Annotated in this window: 15 protein-coding genes and 1 tRNA gene; 3 read left to right on the top strand and 13 right to left on the bottom strand. The window is 69.4% G+C overall.

From position 1 onward, the window contains the following. The first annotated feature begins 1 nt into the window (after position 1). Together pgl and M5E06_RS18705 are read left to right on the top strand one after the other, a co-directional pair. Complete coding sequence (gene pgl, locus M5E06_RS18700) at positions 2–691, top strand: 6-phosphogluconolactonase (RefSeq protein ID WP_252139488.1); 690 nt, start codon at positions 2–4, stop codon at positions 689–691. A 46-nt stretch (positions 692–737) separates the two neighbouring features. Continuing rightward, positions 738–1754 carry an oxidoreductase gene (locus M5E06_RS18705; RefSeq protein WP_252139489.1) on the top strand — a complete coding sequence of 339 codons (1017 nt, stop codon included), beginning with the start codon at positions 738–740 and terminating at the stop codon, positions 1752–1754. 7 nt (positions 1755–1761) lie between these two features. On the opposite strand, the gene M5E06_RS18710 is transcribed toward M5E06_RS18705, so the two are convergent. The 8 genes from M5E06_RS18710 to M5E06_RS18745 all read right to left on the bottom strand — a co-directional run bounded on the left by M5E06_RS18710 (position 1762) and on the right by M5E06_RS18745 (position 10540). Further along, entirely contained in the window at positions 1762–3414 is a 1653-nt protein-coding gene (locus tag M5E06_RS18710) for an ABC transporter permease (RefSeq protein ID WP_252139490.1), read from the bottom strand. Positions 3415–3618: 204 nt separating this feature from the next. Further along, complete coding sequence (locus M5E06_RS18715; RefSeq protein ID WP_252139491.1) at positions 3619–4605, bottom strand: ABC transporter substrate-binding protein; 987 nt, start codon at positions 4603–4605, stop codon at positions 3619–3621. Between the two features lie 85 nt (positions 4606–4690). After that, entirely contained in the window at positions 4691–5509 is an 819-nt protein-coding gene (locus tag M5E06_RS18720; RefSeq protein WP_252139492.1) for a phosphodiesterase, read from the bottom strand. A gap of 183 nt (positions 5510–5692) precedes the next feature. Next, the gene (locus M5E06_RS18725; RefSeq protein WP_252139493.1) at positions 5693–6742 is read right to left on the bottom strand and encodes an ABC transporter ATP-binding protein; all 1050 of its coding nucleotides are present in this window, start codon (positions 6740–6742) and stop codon (positions 5693–5695) included. A gap of 12 nt (positions 6743–6754) precedes the next feature. Next, the gene (locus tag M5E06_RS18730; RefSeq protein WP_252139494.1) at positions 6755–7558 is read right to left on the bottom strand and encodes an ABC transporter permease; all 804 of its coding nucleotides are present in this window, start codon (positions 7556–7558) and stop codon (positions 6755–6757) included. A gap of 5 nt (positions 7559–7563) precedes the next feature. Then, positions 7564–8451 (bottom strand): ABC transporter permease, encoded by an 888-nt coding sequence (locus tag M5E06_RS18735; RefSeq protein ID WP_252139495.1) that lies wholly within the window; start codon positions 8449–8451, stop codon positions 7564–7566. Next, positions 8448–9476 carry an ABC transporter substrate-binding protein gene (locus M5E06_RS18740; protein ID WP_252139496.1) on the bottom strand — a complete coding sequence of 343 codons (1029 nt, stop codon included), beginning with the start codon at positions 9474–9476 and terminating at the stop codon, positions 8448–8450. Before M5E06_RS18740 ends, M5E06_RS18735 begins: the two co-directional genes overlap by 4 nt. 29 nt (positions 9477–9505) lie before the next feature. Next, on the bottom strand, positions 9506–10540 hold the full coding sequence (locus tag M5E06_RS18745; RefSeq protein ID WP_252139497.1) for a LacI family DNA-binding transcriptional regulator: 1035 nt from the start codon (positions 10538–10540) through the stop codon (positions 9506–9508). Positions 10541–10835: 295 nt separating this feature from the next. Between M5E06_RS18745 and M5E06_RS18750 the strand changes: the two genes are divergently transcribed. Then, positions 10836–10912 (top strand) — tRNA-Arg (locus tag M5E06_RS18750). Positions 10913–10977: 65 nt separating this feature from the next. On the opposite strand, the gene M5E06_RS18755 is transcribed toward M5E06_RS18750, so the two are convergent. From M5E06_RS18755 to pyk, 5 genes are all read right to left on the bottom strand, one after another. Next, entirely contained in the window at positions 10978–11796 is an 819-nt protein-coding gene (locus tag M5E06_RS18755) for a formate/nitrite transporter family protein (RefSeq protein ID WP_252139498.1), read from the bottom strand. Positions 11797–11917: 121 nt separating this feature from the next. Continuing rightward, positions 11918–12253 (bottom strand): hypothetical protein, encoded by a 336-nt coding sequence (locus tag M5E06_RS18760; protein WP_252139499.1) that lies wholly within the window; start codon positions 12251–12253, stop codon positions 11918–11920. Positions 12254–12364: 111 nt separating this feature from the next. Then, positions 12365–15574: an EAL domain-containing protein gene (locus tag M5E06_RS18765; RefSeq protein ID WP_252139500.1), complete on the bottom strand. Its 3210-nt coding sequence runs from the start codon at positions 15572–15574 to the stop codon at positions 12365–12367. Positions 15575–15773: 199 nt separating this feature from the next. Then, complete coding sequence (locus M5E06_RS18770; RefSeq protein ID WP_252139501.1) at positions 15774–17264, bottom strand: MHYT domain-containing protein; 1491 nt, start codon at positions 17262–17264, stop codon at positions 15774–15776. A gap of 333 nt (positions 17265–17597) precedes the next feature. Then, on the bottom strand, positions 17598–19097 hold the full coding sequence (gene pyk / locus M5E06_RS18775; protein ID WP_252139502.1) for a pyruvate kinase: 1500 nt from the start codon (positions 19095–19097) through the stop codon (positions 17598–17600).

The raw sequence follows: 19097 nt of genomic DNA on the forward strand, positions 1-19097 counted from the left end.
CATGACCGCGCGCCTTCGTGTGTTCCGCGATGCCCAGGACCTTGCCGAAACCCTGGCCGACGAGACGGCGGCCCTGCTGACCGCCGCCATCGCGGCGCGCGGGCGCGCCACCATGGCGCTGCCGGGCGGGCGGACGCCGACGCCCTTCCTGACGGCGCTCGGCCGGCGCGCCGTCGACTGGAGCCGGGTGACGGCCACGCTGGTGGACGACCGCTGGCTGCCGCCCGACAGCCCGGACAGCAACGCCGCCACCCTGCACGCGACGCTGCTGGCCGCCGCCCCCGCCATCCGCTTCGTTCCGCTTTACACCGGCGCCGCCACGCCGGAGGAGGGGGAGGCCGCCTGCACCGAGGCGTTGCGCGTCTTTGACGGACCGTTCGACCTGATGGTGACCGGCATGGGGGAGGACGGTCATGTCGCCTCCCTGTTCCCCGATGCGCCGGCCCTCGCCTCTGCGTGGGAGGGGGCCGCACCCTGCCGGGCGATGCGCTCCCCCACCGCGCCGCATCCGCGCATGACGCTGACTCTGCCGCGCCTGCTCGACAGCCGGCGCATCGTCGTGCTGATCACCGGCGGCGCCAAGCGGGCGGTGCTGGAACAGGCCCGCGCGGCAGGCCCGGAGGACGCGATGCCGGTGCGCGCCCTGTTGCGCCGGGGCGGCGCCGACACCATGGTCTGCTGGGCGCCCTGACGCAGCGGCTTTGCCGGACAACACATCACGAAGAGGTTTTGCGACGATGAAGAGCCTGTCGGTCGGCCTGCTGGGCTTCGGCCTTGCCGGGTCGGTGTTCCACGCGCCGCTGATCCAGTGCGAACCGCGCCTGCGTCTGACGGCCATCGCCAGTTCGCGCACCGACGACATCCGCCGCAGCGCGCCGGGGGCGCAAGCGACCACGGCCGACGCGGTGATCGCCGACCCGAACATCGACCTCGTGGTGATCGCCACCCCCAACACCAGCCACGCCCCCTTGGCCCGCGAGGCTCTGCTGGCCGGCAAGCATGTGGTGATCGACAAGCCGATGGCGACCACCGCCGCTGAAGCCGATGAGTTGATCGACCTCGCCAAGCGGCAGGGCCGGCTGCTGACCGTCTTCCACAACCGGCGCTGGGACAACGACTTCCTGACCCTGCGCGCCTGCCTGGACCATGGCGACATCGGCCGCCCCTATCATTACGAGGCGCATTTCGACCGCTTCCGGCCGCAGATCAAGCAGGGCTGGCGCGAGCAGACACTGGCAGGCTCCGGCGTGCTGTTCGACCTCGGCGCCCATCTGATCGATCAGGCGCTGACCCTGTTCGGCATGCCCGACCGCATCCTCGCCGATGTCGGCACCCAGCGGCCGGACGCGCAGGTCGACGACTGGTTCCACATCGTGCTGGGCTATGGGCCGATGCGGGCGATCCTGCATTGCGGCACGGTGGTCTGCCGGCCGGGGCCGCGCTTCCAGCTGCATGGCGACGGCGGCAGCTTCCTCAAGCACGGCATGGACGGGCAGGAGGCGGCCCTGCGCGCCGGCCGCCTGCCGACCGAAGCCGACTGGGGCGCCGACGATCCGGAGAATTTCGCCCTGCTGGTCCAGGCCGACGGCACGGAGCGGCGGGTCGAGACCATCCCCGGCGACTATCCCGCCTTCTATCGTGGCGTGGCGTCATCCATCCTCGACGGCGCCCCGCCGCCGGTGACAGCCGAGCAGGCGCGCGACGTGCTGGCGGTGCTGGAGGCGGTGCGCAAGGCGGCGGGATTGCCGGCCTGAAATCCCGCTATCCCCGCCAGGGCACCACGCCCGGCGGCAGGCGGCGACCGAGCGCCCCGGCGGCGATCATCGCCGCCAGCACCACCAGGATGGCGATGACACCCAGCGCGGCACCGAGCGTCGGGCTGCCGCCTTCCTCCAGCGCATAGACGACGACGCCCAGCGTCTCCCGTCCCTGCGACCACAGCAGGATGGAGACGGTCAGTTCGTTGAAGGCGGTCAGGAAGACCAGCAGCCCGCCGGCCGCAGCCGCAGGCGCCACCAGCGGCGCCACCACCGTGACCAGCCGCCGCAGCGGCCCGGCGCCCAGCGCGCGGGCGGCCTCCTCCACCGTCGGGTCGAGCGCGGCGCAAGCCGCCTGCACCGGCCGCAGCGCCAGCGGCAGGAAACGGACCAGATAGGCCACCAGGATGATCCACAGCGTGCCGTAAAGGCTGACGCCCAGCCCCGGCAACGGCTTCAGGAACAGTAGGATGCAGCCGATGCCCAGCACCACCCCCGGCACGGCATGCGGCAGTTCCACCAGCACGCCGACCGCCCGCGCGATCCGCCCGCTCTTGCCACCCAGCGCCATCGCATGGGCCAGGGGCACCGCCAGCAGCGCCAGCAACCCCGCCGCCGATCCCGACAAAAGCACCGAATTGGCGAAGGCCCGCCCGACCTGATCGAGCGCCAGCACCTCGCGGTAATGGGCCAGCGTCAGCGTGCCGAAGCCGACCGGCAGGCCATAGACGCTGACGAGGCTGGTCGCCAGCAGCGCCGTCAGCGGCGCCGCGACCATCAGCGCCAGCACGCCCCAGGAAAGCGCCTCGACAGCCACACCGGCGGACCCGAGCGCCACCGGTGCCAGCGGCCGGGCGCCGCCGGGCAGGCGGCTGGCGATGCGGGCTTGCAGGATGGTCTGAGTGGCGATGCCCAGGCAGGCGATGATGCCGATCAGGGCGGCCAGCACCGCCACCTCCGGCAGCGCCGACGGCCCAAAGCCGGCCAGCCGCCGGTAGATCAGCGTCGGCAGCATCGGGATCCCCGCCGGAATGCCCAGCAGCGCCGGCACCCCGAAATTCCCCAGCGCCGCGACGAAGGCCATCGCCAGCCCCGCGACCAGCCCCGGCAGACAGAGCGGCAGCACCACGCCGCGCACCGCCCGCCACGGCCCGGCCCCCGACGCCCGCGCCGCTTCCAGTACGTCGCCGGGAATGGCGCGCAATGCGGCGCGCAGGGCGAGGAAGACCAGCGGCGCATGCTCGATCCCCATCACCAGGATCATGCCCGCCGCCGACTGCACCGGGTTGGCTGTGCCGACCGGGGGAGCCAGCCCCAGCGGCTTCAGGATCGGGCTGCCCGACCCGGCCAGATGCGTCCAAGCCATCGCCACGATCTGCGGCGGGATCATCAGCGGCAGGATCAGGGCGAAGGTCATCGCGGTGCGGGCACGCAAGTCCGTCAGTCCGATCAGCAGCGCGAACGGCCCGCCGATCAGCGCCGCGGTCAGCGTGGCGCCTGCCGCGATGGCGATGCTGTTGCCGGTGGCCCGCCATGTCGCGGGGGATTCGAGCACGCGAGCCAGCACCGTGGTGTCGCCGGCCTCCCACAGCAGGCGCAGGACGGGCAGAAGGACGGGCAGGCCGATGAGCAGGGGCCAGCCGGAGAGTGCGGGCAAAGCGCCTTTTCCCGCCCTCCAACCACCCGGGGCGATCCCCCTCTCCCCCCCGGGGAGAGGGTCGGGGTGAGGGGGACGCATGGCGTGGATTTTCACAGGTGGGTCCACGTGCGCGATTCTTGAAAGTCCTCGCAACGCGTCCCCCTCACCCTAACCCTCTCCCCGGGGGGGAGAGGGGATCCGTCCCGGTCCGCACCAGCCCACTCACCCGCCGAACAGGTCGGCGAAGGCGCGCTTGTTGGCGTCGTCCTCGGCCAGCGCCTTGGCGGGGTCGTAGGGCAGCAGGGTGATCGTCGCCGGATCGGGAAAACCCGCCGGCGGCTTCACCCCCGGCAGCGCCGGCAGGAAGCCCTGGGCCGAGGCCAGCTCCTGTCCCTCGCGGCTCAGCAGGAAGTCGATGAAGGCCTTGGCCGCCGTCGGGTTCTTCGCGGTGCTGAGGATCGCCACCGGCTCGCTGACCGCGCTGACGCCCTCCTTGGGGAAGACGAAGGCCACCGGCGCGCCCTTCAGATGCTCGCGGATCGGCAGGTAATCGACGACCATGCCGTAGAGCTTCGCCCCGCCGGCCACGTCCTTCAGGATGCCGCCGTTGCCCTTGGCCGCCGTGACGCCGTTGCGCTGCAACGCCTCGTAATAGGCCATGCCCAGCGTCGGCTGCGCCTTGATCGACGCCATGTGGATGGCGGCGGCGCCGGAATAGAGCGGGCTCGGCATCACCGTCGTGCCCTTGGCCTCCGGCTTCAGCAGATCCTGCCAGGAGGTCGGCTTCATCGGGGCGGCGGTGTTGTAGACGATGCCGGTGGTGATCAGCTTGGTGCCGAACCAATAGCCCTGCGCATCGTGCGTGCCTGGCCGGTAGCCGGCCACCGGCGCGCCCTCATAGGGCTGCAGCCGCTTCTCCGCCTTCAGCGATTCCATCGTCACCGCGTCGGCGATCAGCAGCAGGTCGGGCTGCGGCGCCCCGGCGGTGAACTCGGCGCGCAGCTTGTTCATCAGCTCGGTCGTGCCGTTGCGGATCCACTCCACCTCGACACCGGGATTCTTCGCCTTGAAGGCCTCGACCATCTGGCGGGCGTCCGGCTCCAGCTGCGAGGTGTAGAGCACCAGCTTGCCGGTGGCACCGTCCGCCTGCGCAGCATGGCCGAGCGCCAGCGTCAGCACCGTGGCGAGGGTGGCGAGAAACGCCTTCATCTCTGTCATCTCCGTTGGATCGGCGGTGAGGTGTGTCTTAGCCCAAGCCCGTGACAGGCATGTGACGACCGGTCGAATGACCCAGTCAGTCGATCAGCTTCCCGTCCTTGAAGAAGGGATAGGGGCCGTCATAGTCGCCGATCACGGCGGTGTGGCTGACCACGCCGGTGTCGGCGCGCCACATGTGGATTTGATAGCCCGGCGGCTCCATCACGAAGGCGGACGGCGCATCGTCGCGCAGGTCGAGCGCCACCTGATGCGCGGTCGACGGCGCGGTGGAGGCGATGGTCCCGGCCCAACGCACCTGGATCGGCCGATGCAGATGCCCGCACAGCACCCGCTCCACTTGGCGATGGCGGCGGACCACGTCGGCCATCGCGTCGGCGCCGTTCAAGCCCAGCCGGTCCATATGGCCGATGCCGGTGGCGAAGGGCGGGTGGTGCTGGAAGACGATGGTCGGCCGCTCCGGCTGCTCCGCCAGCCGCGCGTCGAGCCAGGACAGCCGCTCGGCACAGACCTCTCCCGCGCCGGAACCGGGCAGGACGGTGTCCATGGCGACCAGCCGCACCGGCCAATCATCCACCGTGTAGTGGAAGAAGCGGCTGTCGCCCACGCGGGCCTTGAGGTCCGGGAAGGCTTCGGCAAGACCGGCGCGTTCGTCATGGTTGCCGGGCACGGCGAACAGCGGGATGTCGAGCGGGCGCAGCAGGCCTAGCAGCCGCTCGTACTCCTCCGCATGGCCGGCATCGACGAGGTCGCCGGTGGCGAGGATCACGTCGGGGCGCGGGGTGAGCGCCAGGATTGCGGCGGCCGCGCGCTCCAGGAAGGGCGCGGTGTCGACGCGGCGGTAGGCGAGGCGGCCGGGGGGCTTGATGTGGGTGTCGGTGATCTGGACGATGATCATGGGTGGGCCTTGGGCATAAGTGGTTGATTTGGAGGCCAATGCCCCCTCCCTAACCCTCCCCCGCTAACGCGGGAGAGGAGACTGCCGCCGCTCCTTTGCATCACTCCTGCAAGCATCCTGCCCCCTCTCCCGCCAAAGGCGGGGGAGGGATGGGGAGGGGGCACAGCGTCGCGACGACCAGACTTACGGCACCGCCAGCACCCGCGCCGGATCGACGCGCAGCCACACCCGGTCGCCGCGCCCCAACTCGCTCCGCCCAAGAGTGTCCACCGTCAGCGCCGGCCCGTCCGCCGACTCCACCACCAGCCGGGTGCGGTCGCCCAGGAACACCACGGCGGCGACGGTGCCGCCGAGATGCCCGTCGGCCTCCCCAACCAGCGCCAGATCCTCCGGCCGCACCAGCAACTCCACCGCACCGTCCGCCCCGGACCAGGGCAGCGTCGCCCCGCCGATGGACAGCGTCCCACCGCGCACCGTCCCGCCCAACCGGTTCATCGTGCCGATGAAGTCGGCGACGAAGCCGTCGGCCGGCTGATAGTAAATCTCCCGCGGCGTGCCGACCTGCGCCACCCGCCCCTTGGCCATCACCACGATGCGGTCGCCCAGCGCCATCGCCTCGCCCTGGTCGTGGGTGACATAGACGGCGGTGATGCCCAGCCCGCGCAGCAGCCGATCGATCTCCAGCCGCAGACTGTCGCGCAGCTTGGCGTCGAGCGCCGTCAGCGGTTCGTCCAGCAGCAGAACGCGCGGCCGCACCACCAGCGCACGGGCTAGCGCCACACGCTGCCGCTGACCGCCGGACAGCTGGTCGATCCGCCGCCCGGCGAACTCGCCGAGATGCATCAGGTCCAGCATCTCCTCCACCCGGCGGGCGCGCTCGGGCCGGGCAACTTTGCGCACCTTCAGGCCGTAGGCGACGTTCTCCGCCACCGTCATGTTGGGGAACAGGGCGTAGCTTTGGAACACCATGCCGACATTGCGCCGCTCGATCGGCAGGGCGGTGACGTCCTCCTCGCCGAACAGCACGCGGCCGCCGGGATCGGGGCTTTCAAGCCCGGCGATGATGCGCAACGTCGTGGTCTTGCCGCAGCCGCTTGGGCCGAGGAAGACGACGGTCTCGCCGCCGCGGATGGTCAGGTCCAGCGGCTCCAGCGCGCGGGCGCTGCCGGCGAAGGTCTTGCCGCAGCGCTCCAGGCGGATCGGCACGGCGTCAAGGTGGAAGCTGTCGGGCATCTGGAAATGGCCTCAAACGGACGGACGGCCGCGCTTGGCCAGACCCTGCAGCAGGATCAGGCTCGGCACGATCATCACGAAGAAGACGAGGGTGTAGGCGCTGCCGATCTCAATCCGCAGCGAGGCATAGCTGTCGGCCAGCCCGACCGGCAGCGTCTTGGTCAGCGGCGTGTGCAGCAGCCAGGTCAGGTTGAACTCGCCCACCGACAGGGTCAGCACCATCAGCGATCCGGCCAGGATGCCGGAGCGGCAGTTGGGCAGCACCACCGTGACGAAGCGGCGCAGGAATCCGGCGCCGAGGCTGGCCGCTCCCTCCTCCAGCGTCGTCAGGTCGATGGCGCCCATCACCGCCAGCACGGCACGGACCATGAAGGGCAGGGTGAACAGCACATGGCCGATCAGGATGAACAGCCAACTGCTGCGCAGATCCCCGACGCCGCCATAGGTGACGATCAGCGCCAGCGCGGTGGCGAGGCCGGGAATGGCCACCGGCATCATCAGCATCTCCTCCACCAGCCGCGCGATCCGGCCGGGACGGCGCGCCAGCGCATAGGCAGCCGGAACGCCCAGCACCAGCGTGCAGGCGAGACAGGCGAAGGCGATCTGCAAGGACAACAGGATGGTGCCGGAATAGACCCGTAGCACCTCATCGACCCAGCGCAGGGTCAGGCCGCTCTTAAATCCCACGAAGTAATTGGCGGTCAGCCCGGCCAGCATCGACATCACCATCGGCACGGTCAGCAGGGCGCAGACCAGCAGGGTGAAGCCCAATTGCAGCCAGAACCCCCAGCCCCGGCGATTCGACAGACTGTGCATCGCCCTCACCCCGCCGCCGCAACGGAGGTGCCGGCGACGCTGCGCGCCACCGCCAGGGCAACCCAGGTGATGAGGCCGAGCAGGACGCTGAGCGCCGCCGCCGCCGCGATGTTTGCCTGGAGCGTGAATTCGGTATAGATCGTCATCGGCAGCACATTGATCCGGGTGGCGAGCGTGAAGGCGGTGCCGAACGCGCCCATTGAGGTCGCGAAGCACAGCGCACCGGCCGAGATCAGCGCCGGTTTCAGCGCCGGCAGGATCACGTCGGCCACCACCCGCCAGGGGGCCGCGCCCAACGAGCGCGCCGCTTCCTCCAGCCGCGGGTCCAGCTTCTCCGCCGCCGCCATCACCGTCAGGATCACGCGCGGGATCGAGAAATAGACATAGCCGAGGAACAGCCCGGCCATCGAGTAGGCGAACACCAGCTTCCCCCCGGTCAGCGCCTGGGTGATCGTGCCGATCAGCCCCTGGCGCCCGGCCAGCATGATGACCATGAAGCCGATCACCACGCCGGGAAAGGCCAGCGGGAAGGTCAGCAGTGCCACCAGCAGGGCATGGCCTGGAAAATGGTGTCGCACCAGGAACAGCCCGGCGACGGTGGACACCGCCAGCGTTACCAACGTCACCCCTGCCGACAGCGCCAACGTGGAGATCAGGCTGTCGAGATGGCCGGGATCGACCAGCGTGGTCACATAGGCGCTCCACCCCTCCGCCCCGCCGGCGCCGATCAGGATCAGGCGGACAAGCGGTAGCAGGAAGAAGGCCGCGAACACCGCCGCCGCCGGCGCCAGCAGGGCCGCCAGCCGCAGCGGTTCGCGTGCCCACCCCGGCCCGGCCGACGGACGCGCCGCCGGCCGGTGGGGGAGGGGAGCGTCCTGCGCGCAGGCGCTCACTTCACCTCCGCCTGATAGCGGTCCATGAAGCCCTTCTGCGCCTCGGCCATGCGCACCATGTCCACCGGCTTGGCGCGGGCGTAATCGGCGGCCGGCAGGAACTTGGCGGCGGTCTCCGGCGACATCGCCTCGGCGCGGACCGGGCGCATGAAGGCGTTGGCCCACAGGGTCTGGCCCTTGTCGGACAGGACGTAGTCCAGAACCTTCTTGCCGTTCTCCGGGTTCGGGCCGTTCTTGACCAGCGCCACCACATAGGGGACCGACACTGTGCCTTCCTTCGGGATGACGAAGGCGACCGGCGCCTTGTCGGTGTATTTGGCGCGGTAGGCGTTGAAGTCATAGTCGATCAGGATCGGAATCTCGCCCGACAGCACGCGGGCGTAGGAGGTCTGCTTCGGCACGATGGGCTGGTTCTTCTGCAGATCCTTGAACCAGCCGATGGCCTTGTCGAAGCTGCCGTAATCGCCACCCAGCGCTTGGTTGACCGCCACCGCGCCGACATAGCCGACGGCGGCGCTGGTCGGGTCGAGATAGCCGACCATGCCCGAATAGTCGGGCTTCAGCAGGTCGGCCCAGCTCTGCGGCACCGGCTTGCCGCCCAGCGCCTCGGTGTTGACGAAGAAGCCCAGCGTGCCGCTGTGGATGGCGAACCAGTTGCCGTCGGCGTCCTTCATCCCGTCGGGGATTTCGGCCCAGGCCGTCGGCTTGTAGGGGGTGACGACGCCGGCCGCCTTGGCCTGGATGCCGACCGGCCCGCCGAGATAGACGACGTCGGCCACCGGCTTGTCCTTTTCCGCCAGCATGGCGGCGAGCGACTGGCCGGAATTCTTGTTGTCGAACGGCACGGCGATACCGAGATCGGCCTTGATCGCCTTCAACTGCGATGCCCAGTCGGCCCATTCCGGCGGGCAGTTGTAGCAGATGGCGGTCTGCTCCGCCGCCATGGCGGGAGCGACCGTTGCGGTGAGGGTAGCGGCCAGCGAGACGGCGCCGAGTGCGGCGCCGAGCAGGAACGGCTTGAACATGATGGCGTGTGTCTCCGTTCGGGAAGCGCTTATGAGGATTTTGACGGTGCGGCGCCGAGCGATTCGCCCGGACGCAGGGTGAAGGGCAGCATCACGGCGCGGCCTTGCAGCTCGCCGGAAAAGCCGGTGCGCAAACATTCGAAGGCGGTGGCGCCCATGGCGCGGGCCGGCTGCACCAGGGTGGCGAGGCTGGGGGCCATCAGCCGTCCGACCTCGATGCCGTCGAATCCACAGACCGAAACATCGTCCGGCACCGACAGGCCGAGGTCGCGCAGCGCCCGGATGGTGGCGAGCGCCAGCATGTCGTTGGAGGCAAAGAAGGCCGTCGGCCGCTCCAGCCCTTCCAGATGCGGGGTCAGCCGGTGGGCCAGCCGCATTTCGTTGAAATCGACCTCCACCACCGGCCCCGGCGGCAACCCGGCATCGGCCAGCGCCGCCAGCCAGCCGGCATGGCGCCGGCGCGAGCGGTCGGACTGGCGGAAGCGCCCGACGATCATGCCGATGCGCCGATGTCCCAGCTCCGCCATCCGCTCCACCACCGCGCGGGAGGCGGCGACATTGTCGACCGACACATGGGCACGCGGCGCCCGTTCCGGCTGGTTGTAGGCCAGCACATAGGGCAGCCGCACCTCGTCCAGCGTATCGAGCGAGCCGCTGCGGTCGGCATCGGCGACGGTCAGCACCAGCCCTTCGACCCGGTTCGACAGCAGCCCTTCGATGGCGCGCGATTCGCGGGCCGGATCATAGTCGGTGGAGGCGATCAGCACGCTGTACCCGACCTCCGCCGCCGCGTCCTGGATGCCGGCGACGCTTTCGGCGAAGACGGGATTGGTCAGCGACGGCACCAGCACGCCGACGGTGCGGGTGCGCGCCGCCTTCAGGCTGCGCCCGATGGTGCTGGGCCGGAAGGACAGGTCGGAGGCGGCGGCGCGCACCTTCTCCATGGTTTCCGGCGTGGCGTTGCCGCTGCCGTTGAGGACGCGCGACACGGTGGCAATGGACACCCCGGCGAGCGCCGCCACGTCGCGGATCGTCGCCACCCGGTCCATGGTCTGGCGGTCCATCGCCCTCCCGTCCGTAATCCTCATGCCGCCCCGCACCATCCGCAGCCCTTGTTCCCGGCGCCGGCCGATCCGGCGTGGGCGCAGAGTGGCGACGGCGTGTTGCAATCGCGTGACGCCGTGAAAACGGTTTCGTGAAGAATGGAAACGTTTCCATCCGGGCTTATTGCGGGAGTGCGGCTCTCCGAAAGCAGCGGTCATGGGGATCGGAGCGGCGTCCGCAAGCCGTCGAAAAAACAGCGATTTTAGTGTTTGCGTCCCCGCAGACCTTAGGCTATGTTGCGCCTCCACCAGCGATGGACCCGTAGCTCAGCTGGATAGAGCGCTGCCCTCCGAAGGCAGAGGTCATGAGTTCGAATCTCGTCGGGTCCGCCACGAATTCAAGGGCTTAGCCGTTTTATCGGCTAGGCCCTTTTCGTTTTGGTGCCTCTTAACCCCCCTCACTGGTCCTGCCGCACCTGCGCGTGGTTGATCAGCGCCACCATCCCGACTCCGCCCAGCACGTTGCCGATCAGCGACGGCAGCAGGAAGCCGAAGGCGTAGCGGTCCCAGCCGATCTCGCCCGACATGGCGGCGAAGGACACCTCGACCGATCCGGCGATGACGTGGGCGAACTTGCCCAGCGCGATCAGCCAGGTCAGGGCGACGATGATGAAAAAGCGCGCCTGCCCGACCGACGGCGTGATCCAGACCAGCAGCGCGATCAGCCAGCCGGCCAGCACCCCGTGAAGCAGCGTCGTCGTGAATCCGGACCGCGCCGCCGTCGTGCCCAACTCGACGAAGGCGGCGCGCAGTTGCGGGGAGAAGGCCTCCGTCCCGGCGGCGAAGGCGGAGAACAGCAGCGTGCCGACGATGTTCGCGGCGAAGACCAGCGCCCACAGCCGCACCACCTTCATCAGGGTATGGGTCGACCAGCGATGCAGCAGCGGCAGGATCACCGTCAGCGTGTTCTCGGTGAACAGCTGTTGGCGCCCCAGAATGACGATCAGGAAGCCGAAGCAATAGCCGAAACTGGCGATCAGCGGCCGCCACGGCTCGTCCGGCAGATGGGTCGTCATCAGCGCCTCGCCCACCATCGAGAAGCCCATCGACAGCCCGGCCGCCAGACCCGACCACAGCAGGGAGGAGGTCGGGCGCTTCAGCTCCTCCTGCCCCTCCAGGCGGATGGCCTCGTGCAGGATCAGCGCCGGCGGGTTGGAGCGTTCCTTGACCTCGTCCCGCTCATCCTGGTTCAGGCGGGTATCGCTGGAGTCGGGCACGGGCGGAACCTCCGATAAAGGGCTGACGAAAGAGAAAAGGGAACGTCCCGCGGGGGCGTTCCCTTCGATATCCATTACGCGTTTGGGCGGGAGACGGGCGGGTCGGGCAATCGCATGCCGGTCAATGGCGCGCCGCCTTGTGGTCGCCATGCTCGCGCTTTTCCGCGGTATCGCGGCCGATCAGCTTGTTGAAGTTGGAGTCTTCTTCATAGAGCAGCGCGAGCTTGGAGTCCTCGAACTGCTGGAAGAACTGGTTCCAGTCGATTTCCTCCAGCTCGCCATGGTCGGACTGGCGGGCCTTGGGGAACATCAGGCGCAGCAGGCCGACGCCGGTCTTGCGGCTTTTCTTGCCGGCGCCATGCGCCTCGTCATGGGTGCTGCGGACGACGGCCGGTTTGCCGCCGTGGCTTTCGGCCCAGCGGCGGATCTCGTCGTGGTCGGTGGTGGTCTTGGCCATGTGGTCCTCCGAATCGGTATCCTGGCGGGTCGGTGTCCTGGCAGGATGCGTTCCCGTACCAGAACAGCCGTCACCGGAAGGCGTTGCGTTTCGGATGGAATCCGGAAGGTCTCAGCTGTCGTCCTGCAGCCGCGCGATCAGCGCCGGCACCTCCGCCGCCGGGACCGGGCGCGAGAACAGATAGCCCTGAGCCTCGTGGCAGCCCAGCCGGCGGACGGCGTCGAGCTGGGTTTGCTCCTCCACCCCCTCGGCGGTGATGACGATGCCCAGGTTGCGGCCCATCCCGGCCACCGCCTGCACCACGGCGGTGGAGCCGTCGCAGCGCGGCAGGTTGGCGACGAAGCTGCGGTCGATCTTCACCTTGTCGAAGCGGAAGCGGCAGAGATAGCCCAGCGCCGAATAGCCGGTGCCGAAATCATCCATGACGATCCGCGCGCCCAGCGCCCGCAGTTCGCGCAGGGTGCCGAGATTGGCGTCGTCGTCCTGCAGCAGGACGGATTCGGTGATCTCCAGCTCCAGCCGCTCCGGTGCCAGCCCGGTGTCGGCCAGCGCCTGGCGCACCGACTCCACCAGCCCCTTGTCGTGGAACTGGACGGAGGACACGTTGACGCTGATCCCGATGCCGTCGGGCCAGCGCGTCGCCTCGCGGCAGGCTTCGCGCAGGGCCCACTCGCCGATCGGGCCGATCAGGCCGGTTTCCTCCGCGACGGGGATGAAGTCGGCGGGGCGGATCAGGCCGCGGCCGGGACGGCGCCAGCGGATCAGCGCCTCGAAGCCGCGGATGCGGGACTCGCCGGTGCAGACCAGCGGCTGGTAATGCAGCTCGAACTCTCCCTGCCGCAGCGCCTCGTGCAGGCCCAGCTTCAGGTCGTGGAAGGACTTCAGCCGCTCCGCCATCTCGGGCGCGAAGAAGCGGTGGGTGTTGCGGCCGTCGGCCTTGGCGCGGTAGAGCGCGATGTCGGCCGCCTTCAGCAGCGCATCGGCCTCGACGCCGTCGCGCCGGGACAGGGCGATGCCGATGCTGGTGCCGGTCCGGACCTGGGCGCCGTCGATCTCGATCGGCTCGGCCAGCGCCGAGATGATGCAGCGGGCGAGATCCTCCGCCTCCGCCGGTCCCCACAGGTTGGGCTGCAGGACGGCGAACTCGTCGCCGCCGAAGCGGGAAACCAGATCGGCGGCGCCGATGCAGCTGCGCAGCCGCTCGGCGACCTGCCGCAGCAGCGCGTCGCCGGCATGGTGGCCCAGCGTGTCGTTGACGGCCTTGAACTGGTCGAGGTCGATGTAATGGACCGCCATCACGCCCTCGTCGGACGCCTCGCGCAGCGCCTGTTCCAGCCGCTCCTGGAAATAGAGCCGGTTGGACAGGCCGGTCAGCGAATCCAGCCGGGCGAGTTGGGCGATCTTCTCCTGGGCGGCGCGCCGCTCCTCCTCCACCCGTCGGCGTTCGGTGACGTTGCGGAAGAAGACGGACAGTCCCTGCGCGGTCGGGAAGGCGTGGATTTCCGTCCATTGGCCAAGAGCGGTGACGAATTCCTCGAAGACGGCGGGCGTCTGGTCGGCCATCGCCTTGCGGAACAGGCTGCGGCTCTCGGTCTGTTGTGGGAAGGCGCCGAAGAAATCATCGCCCAGCCGGATGCCCTGGCCCGCATGGACGGCGGCGGCGGTCGGGTTGCGGTAGGTGATGCGCCAGTCGCGGTCGACGAACACCACGGCGTCGGTGGTGCTTTCCAGCACACCGGACAACAGTGCGGTGGTCTCCTCCAGCGCCTGCCGGGCGAGCTGGATGTCGGTGACGTCGCGGGAGATGGCGAGCAGACGCTGCGGCCGTCCGTCGGCGCCGGGCAGGGGGCAGACCAGATTGTCCCACCATTTCGGCGTGCCCTTGGCCGTCGGACAGAAGCCGAGGAAACGGCCGGTGCCGCCCCGCTTCGCAATGTCGATCGACGCGCGCAGCTGCGGCCGGCGCTCCTCCGGCCAGTTGGCCTCCCAAGGCTGGTTCTTCAGACAGTCGAAGCTGTCCAGTTCCATCAGTCGGACGCCGGGGATGTTCATGAAGGTCAGCCGCCCCTCCATGTCCAGCACCTTCACGCATTCCGGGATATTGTCCAGGATCTGGCGGGCGTAGCTTTCACTCTCCCGCAGGGCCGCCTCGGTCAGCTTGCGTTCGTGGATATCCTCGGTCGAGCCGTACCAGCGGACGACCCGGCCGGTCGCATCGCGGCGTGCGGTGGCGCGCGCGCGGAACCAGCGGTAACTGCCGTCCGCCATGCGGATGCGCTTTTCGTTGTCGATGCGAATTCCGGTGGCGATGGCGTCGGCCCAGTTCTGCCGGGTGCCGTTCAGGTCGTCGGGATGGACGGCGCACATCCAGCCATGCCCCAGCGTCTCCTCATGGCTCAGCCCGACCATGGTGCGCCAGCGCGATGAAACCTCCAGAAGGTTCCCGTCGGCATCGAGGGTGAAGGGGAATTGCGGGTTCAGCTCGACCGAATGGCGGTAATGGTCCTCGCTCTCGCGCAGGGCGTCTTCGGCAAGGCGGCGTTCGTGGATGTCCTCGTCGGTTCCATGCCACTGGACGATGCGTCCCTCCGCGTCGCGCTGGGCGGCGGCGCGGCGGCGGAACCAGCGATACTCGCTGCCCGGCTCTCCGTCCCCGGCGACACGCAGGCGCAGGTCGATCTCCAGCGCGGCACCGCCGGTCAGGCTGCAGGTCCAGGCGGCCTCGAAGGGCGCGCGGTCGTCGGGGTGGAGCGCCGCGATCCAGCCCTGCGGCGTCGCGACGTCGGCCGCGCTGAGACCGGTGCGCTCGCGCCAGCGCCGGGTGGTGCGCGGCGTGCCGTCCGGGGCGCCGTACCATGGATACAGGTCGCTCAGTTCCAGCGTCTGGCGGTGCATCTCCTTGAAGTGGCGCAGCTCGGCCTCGCACCGCCGCAACGCGGTCCGGTCCTCCACGATGCAGAGCAGGGCGGCGCCGTCCCCATTTTCATCGCTGTGAGGATGCAGGCTGGCGACCAGCGCCCGTTCCGCACCGGTGAGGGGACCGGTCAGGGCAATGTCCTCCACCACCGTGCCGGCCAGGGCGAGCGATGCGGCGGCCAGCAGCGCGTCCTCCGCCTCCGGCCAGACATCGGTGAAGGGAAGTCCCGTCGCGGCGGTCGCAGGAAGTCCCGCCAGCGCGCCCATGCGCCGGTTCATCCGCAGGCAGCGGAGTTGGCGGTCGAGGAACGCAATCCCCACCGGGATCGCGTCGTAGATCGCGTTGATCCGCACTGGCTTGCGGTCCGGGAGCCAGTCGAACTCGGCGCTCAGGGTTTGGTGCATTGTCCCGGATCGATAAGGATGGCGACGTCCGGCGTGAAGACGGCCGGATCACACGATTATTCCTGTATCGCCGAAGAAAAAGTTAATGGCGGATGGCGGTTCTTGCCAATCCAGTCGCGGTAATTGTGAAGCATTTCCAGAACATCGGTGGCCGGGATCGGCTGTTTTCAAGGGACTCCATAGGGGAAAACCCCAATACTCACTCGGCGGCGTCCGACTGTGACAAAAGCTGCGGTGTGGTCCCGGCGTCGACGAAGCGGCTGCGGATTTCCAGCATGGCGTCGAGCCGGCCGAGGAAGACCGTCACCAGATCCGGGTCGAAATGGCGGCCGGCCTGCTCGCGCATGTGGGCGACGACGGCCTCCAGCGGCCAGGGCTCCTTATAGGGGCGCGCGGACAGCAGGGCGTCGAACACGTCGGCGATGGCGACGATGCGGCCGGACAGCGGGATGTCGGTGCCGCGCAGGCCGGCGGGATAGCCGGTGCCGTCCCATTTCTCGTGGTGGGTCCCGGCGATCTCGGCGGCAAGGTCGAGCAGGGGCAATCCGCTGCCGCCCAACAGCCGCTGGCCGATGACCGCATGCTGGCGCATGGTCACCCATTCCTGGGCGTCGAGCCGTCCGGCCTTCAGCAGCACATGATCGGGAATGCCGATCTTGCCGATGTCGTGCAGCGGCGCCGCCTCCAGCAACTGTGCGGCGAACCCCGGCGCGCAGCCGGCCGACAGGGCCAGATGATGGGCGATCTGCGCCATGCGCGCCACATGCTGGCCGGTCTCGTTGTCGCGGAACTCCCCGGCGCTGCACAGGCGGCGGATGATCTCGCGCTGGGTCGCTTCCAGCTGCAGGCGGGCGGCCTCCAACTCCATGTTGGCGATGCGCAGGGCGGCGGCCTCGCGTGCGGCGGCGGCGGAGATCCGGCGGTCGGCGGCGGTGGAGACCAGCGCCAGCAGCAGCAGGCCGAAGCTGCCGATCGCCACCGCTGCGGCCAGCGGTCCGCTCGACACCCCATCCGCCAGCGCCCCCACCGCCAACGGGCCGTCCGCCGGCATCAGCATCGGGTCGACCTGCACCACCAGGGCGGCCATGCCGGTGTAATGCATGCCGCAGACGGCGACAGCCATCACCAGGGCGGCCAGCACGCGGTCGCGCAGACGGTGGTGGATGCGGGTGGACAGCCACAGCCCCGCGGTCGCCGCCGCCATGGCGATGGCGACCGACAGGCTCCACAGTCCGGGCTGGTAGGCGATCCGGGCCGGCAGCACCATCGCCGCCATGCCGAGATAATGCATCGCCGCCACCCCCAGCCCGACGATGCTGCCGGCCGCTGCGATCGCGGCCGGCGACCGGCGGCCCTGGATGATGCGGAAGCCGATGGCGACGAAGGAAACCGACGTTACCAGCGACAGCAGGGTCTTCACCGGGTCGTAGGCGACGGGCGTGTCGATGGTCAGTGCCAGCATGGCGATGAAGTGCATCGCCCAGATGCCGCCGCCCAGAGCCGCCGCGGCGCAGCCCTGCCACATGATGCGGGCGATTCCGGCGGTCCGGTGCATCCGTTCCGCCATGTCGAGCGCGGAGTAGGAGGCGAAGGCGGCGACGGCATAGGACAGCGCCACCAGCCAATGGTCATGGGAGAACGGCAGGCCGGACGCCGACGTGAAACAAAGCCCGGCCAGTTCGATCGACATCCAACAGCTCTCCTGCAACACCCGACCGCCGGTCTTCCTGATTGCCCGCTCCACCGGACGGCTTCAAGAAGGGGGAAACCCCGACTGCGGTGGTCGGGCACCGGCTGGCACCCGGCAACGTTCGGTAGTTAGCTAAAAAACTATCTTTATTTGATCGATGTCAAGGCCACAGAAGTCGATAGGTCGCAAGGCCGAGCAATCATATGTTTGGTACTTTGCCAAGCCGCCCTTTGTTCGGATTGGAAGGTTGGAGGCCTGCGAAAGGTGCGATTCGAACCGGGGGCAGGGTGGCTGGAAAGCCGCACTGCCCCGGTTGGATTTGGCTCCCGACACTCAGGCGTCGGCGAAGGCCATCGGCTGGCGCTCGCGGTCATCGCGCTCGCGGTTCAGACGGCTGGGCGGCTCGACCCAGGCGATGCGCAGGACGTTGGTCGATCCCGGCATGCCGAACGGCACGCCGGCGGTGATGACCAGCCGCTGCCCCTCTTCGGCCAGCCCGTGGACATAGGCCAGCCGGGCCGCCTTGTGCACCATGTCGGAGAAGCTCTGCACATCCTCCGTCAGCACCGCATGGACGCCATAGGCCAGCACCATCCGCCGCGCGATGGCGGGATTTTCGGTCAGGCAGAGGATCGGCACCTCCGGCCGCTCGCGCGCCGCCCGCAGGGTGGTGGAGCCGCTGGTGGTGTAGGTGGCGATGGCCGCCGCCTTCACCGTATGGGCGACCTGCCGGGCGGCGGCGGTGATGGCGTCGGATTCCGTCTGTTCCGGATCGGCATGCTGGGCATCCATCAGCCCGCGGTACAGCGGATCGCCCTCCACCCGCCGCGCGATGCGGTCCATGATCGACACCGCTTCCACCGGATACTCGCCCGACGCGGTCTCCGCCGACAGCATGACGGCATCGGCGCCGTCGAACACCGCGGTGGCGACGTCCGACGCCTCGGCCCGCGTCGGGGCGGGGGCGGAGATCATCGATTCCAGCATCTGGGTGGCGACGATCACCGGCTTGCCGGCCATGCGGGCGGCGCGGATGATGCGCTTCTGGATCGACGGCACGTCCTCCGGCGGCATCTCGACGCCCAGGTCGCCGCGCGCCACCATCACGCCGTCCGACATCTCGACGATGCGATCCAGATGCTGGATCGCCTGCGGCTTCTCCAGCTTCGACAGCAGGGCGGCGCGGCCGGCGATCAGCTTGCGCGCCTCCGCCACATCCTCCGGCCGCTGGACGAAGCTCAGCGCCACCCAGTCGACTTCCTGGTCGAGCGCGAAGTCCAGATCGGCGCGGTCCTTGGGCGTGAGCGGCGACAGCGGCAGCACCACGCCGGGGACGTTGACGCCCTTGCGGTCCGACAGCTTCGTCCCCGACACCACCACGGTCTCGGCGAAATCGGCGCCGCAGGCGGTCACCCGCAGCCGCACCTTGCCGTCGTCCAGCAGCAGTTCGGCGTCCGGCACCAGGGCGGCGAAGATCTCCGGATGGGGCATGCCGACGCGGCGGGCGTCACCCGGCTCCGCCAGCAGGTCGAGGCAGAAGGATTGGCCGGCGGTCAGCATCACCGGCCCGTCGGCGAAGCGACCGAGCCTCAGCTTCGGCCCCTGCAGGTCGGCCATGATGGCGATGGGGCGGCCGGTCTCCTCCTCCAGCGCGCGGATGGCGCGGACGCGCTCGCCATGGTCCTGGTGGCTGCCGTGGCTGAAATTCAGGCGGAAGACGTCGACGCCGGCCTCGAACAGGCGGCTGATCATCTCCGGCGAGGAGGAGGACGGACCCAGCGTGGCGACGACTTTCGTCTGCCGGTAACGGCGGATCGGCTTGGCGGTGTTCAT

The organism is Azospirillum sp. A1-3 (genome assembly GCF_023806445.1).
In the GTDB taxonomy this organism is placed as follows: domain Bacteria; phylum Pseudomonadota; class Alphaproteobacteria; order Azospirillales; family Azospirillaceae; genus Azospirillum.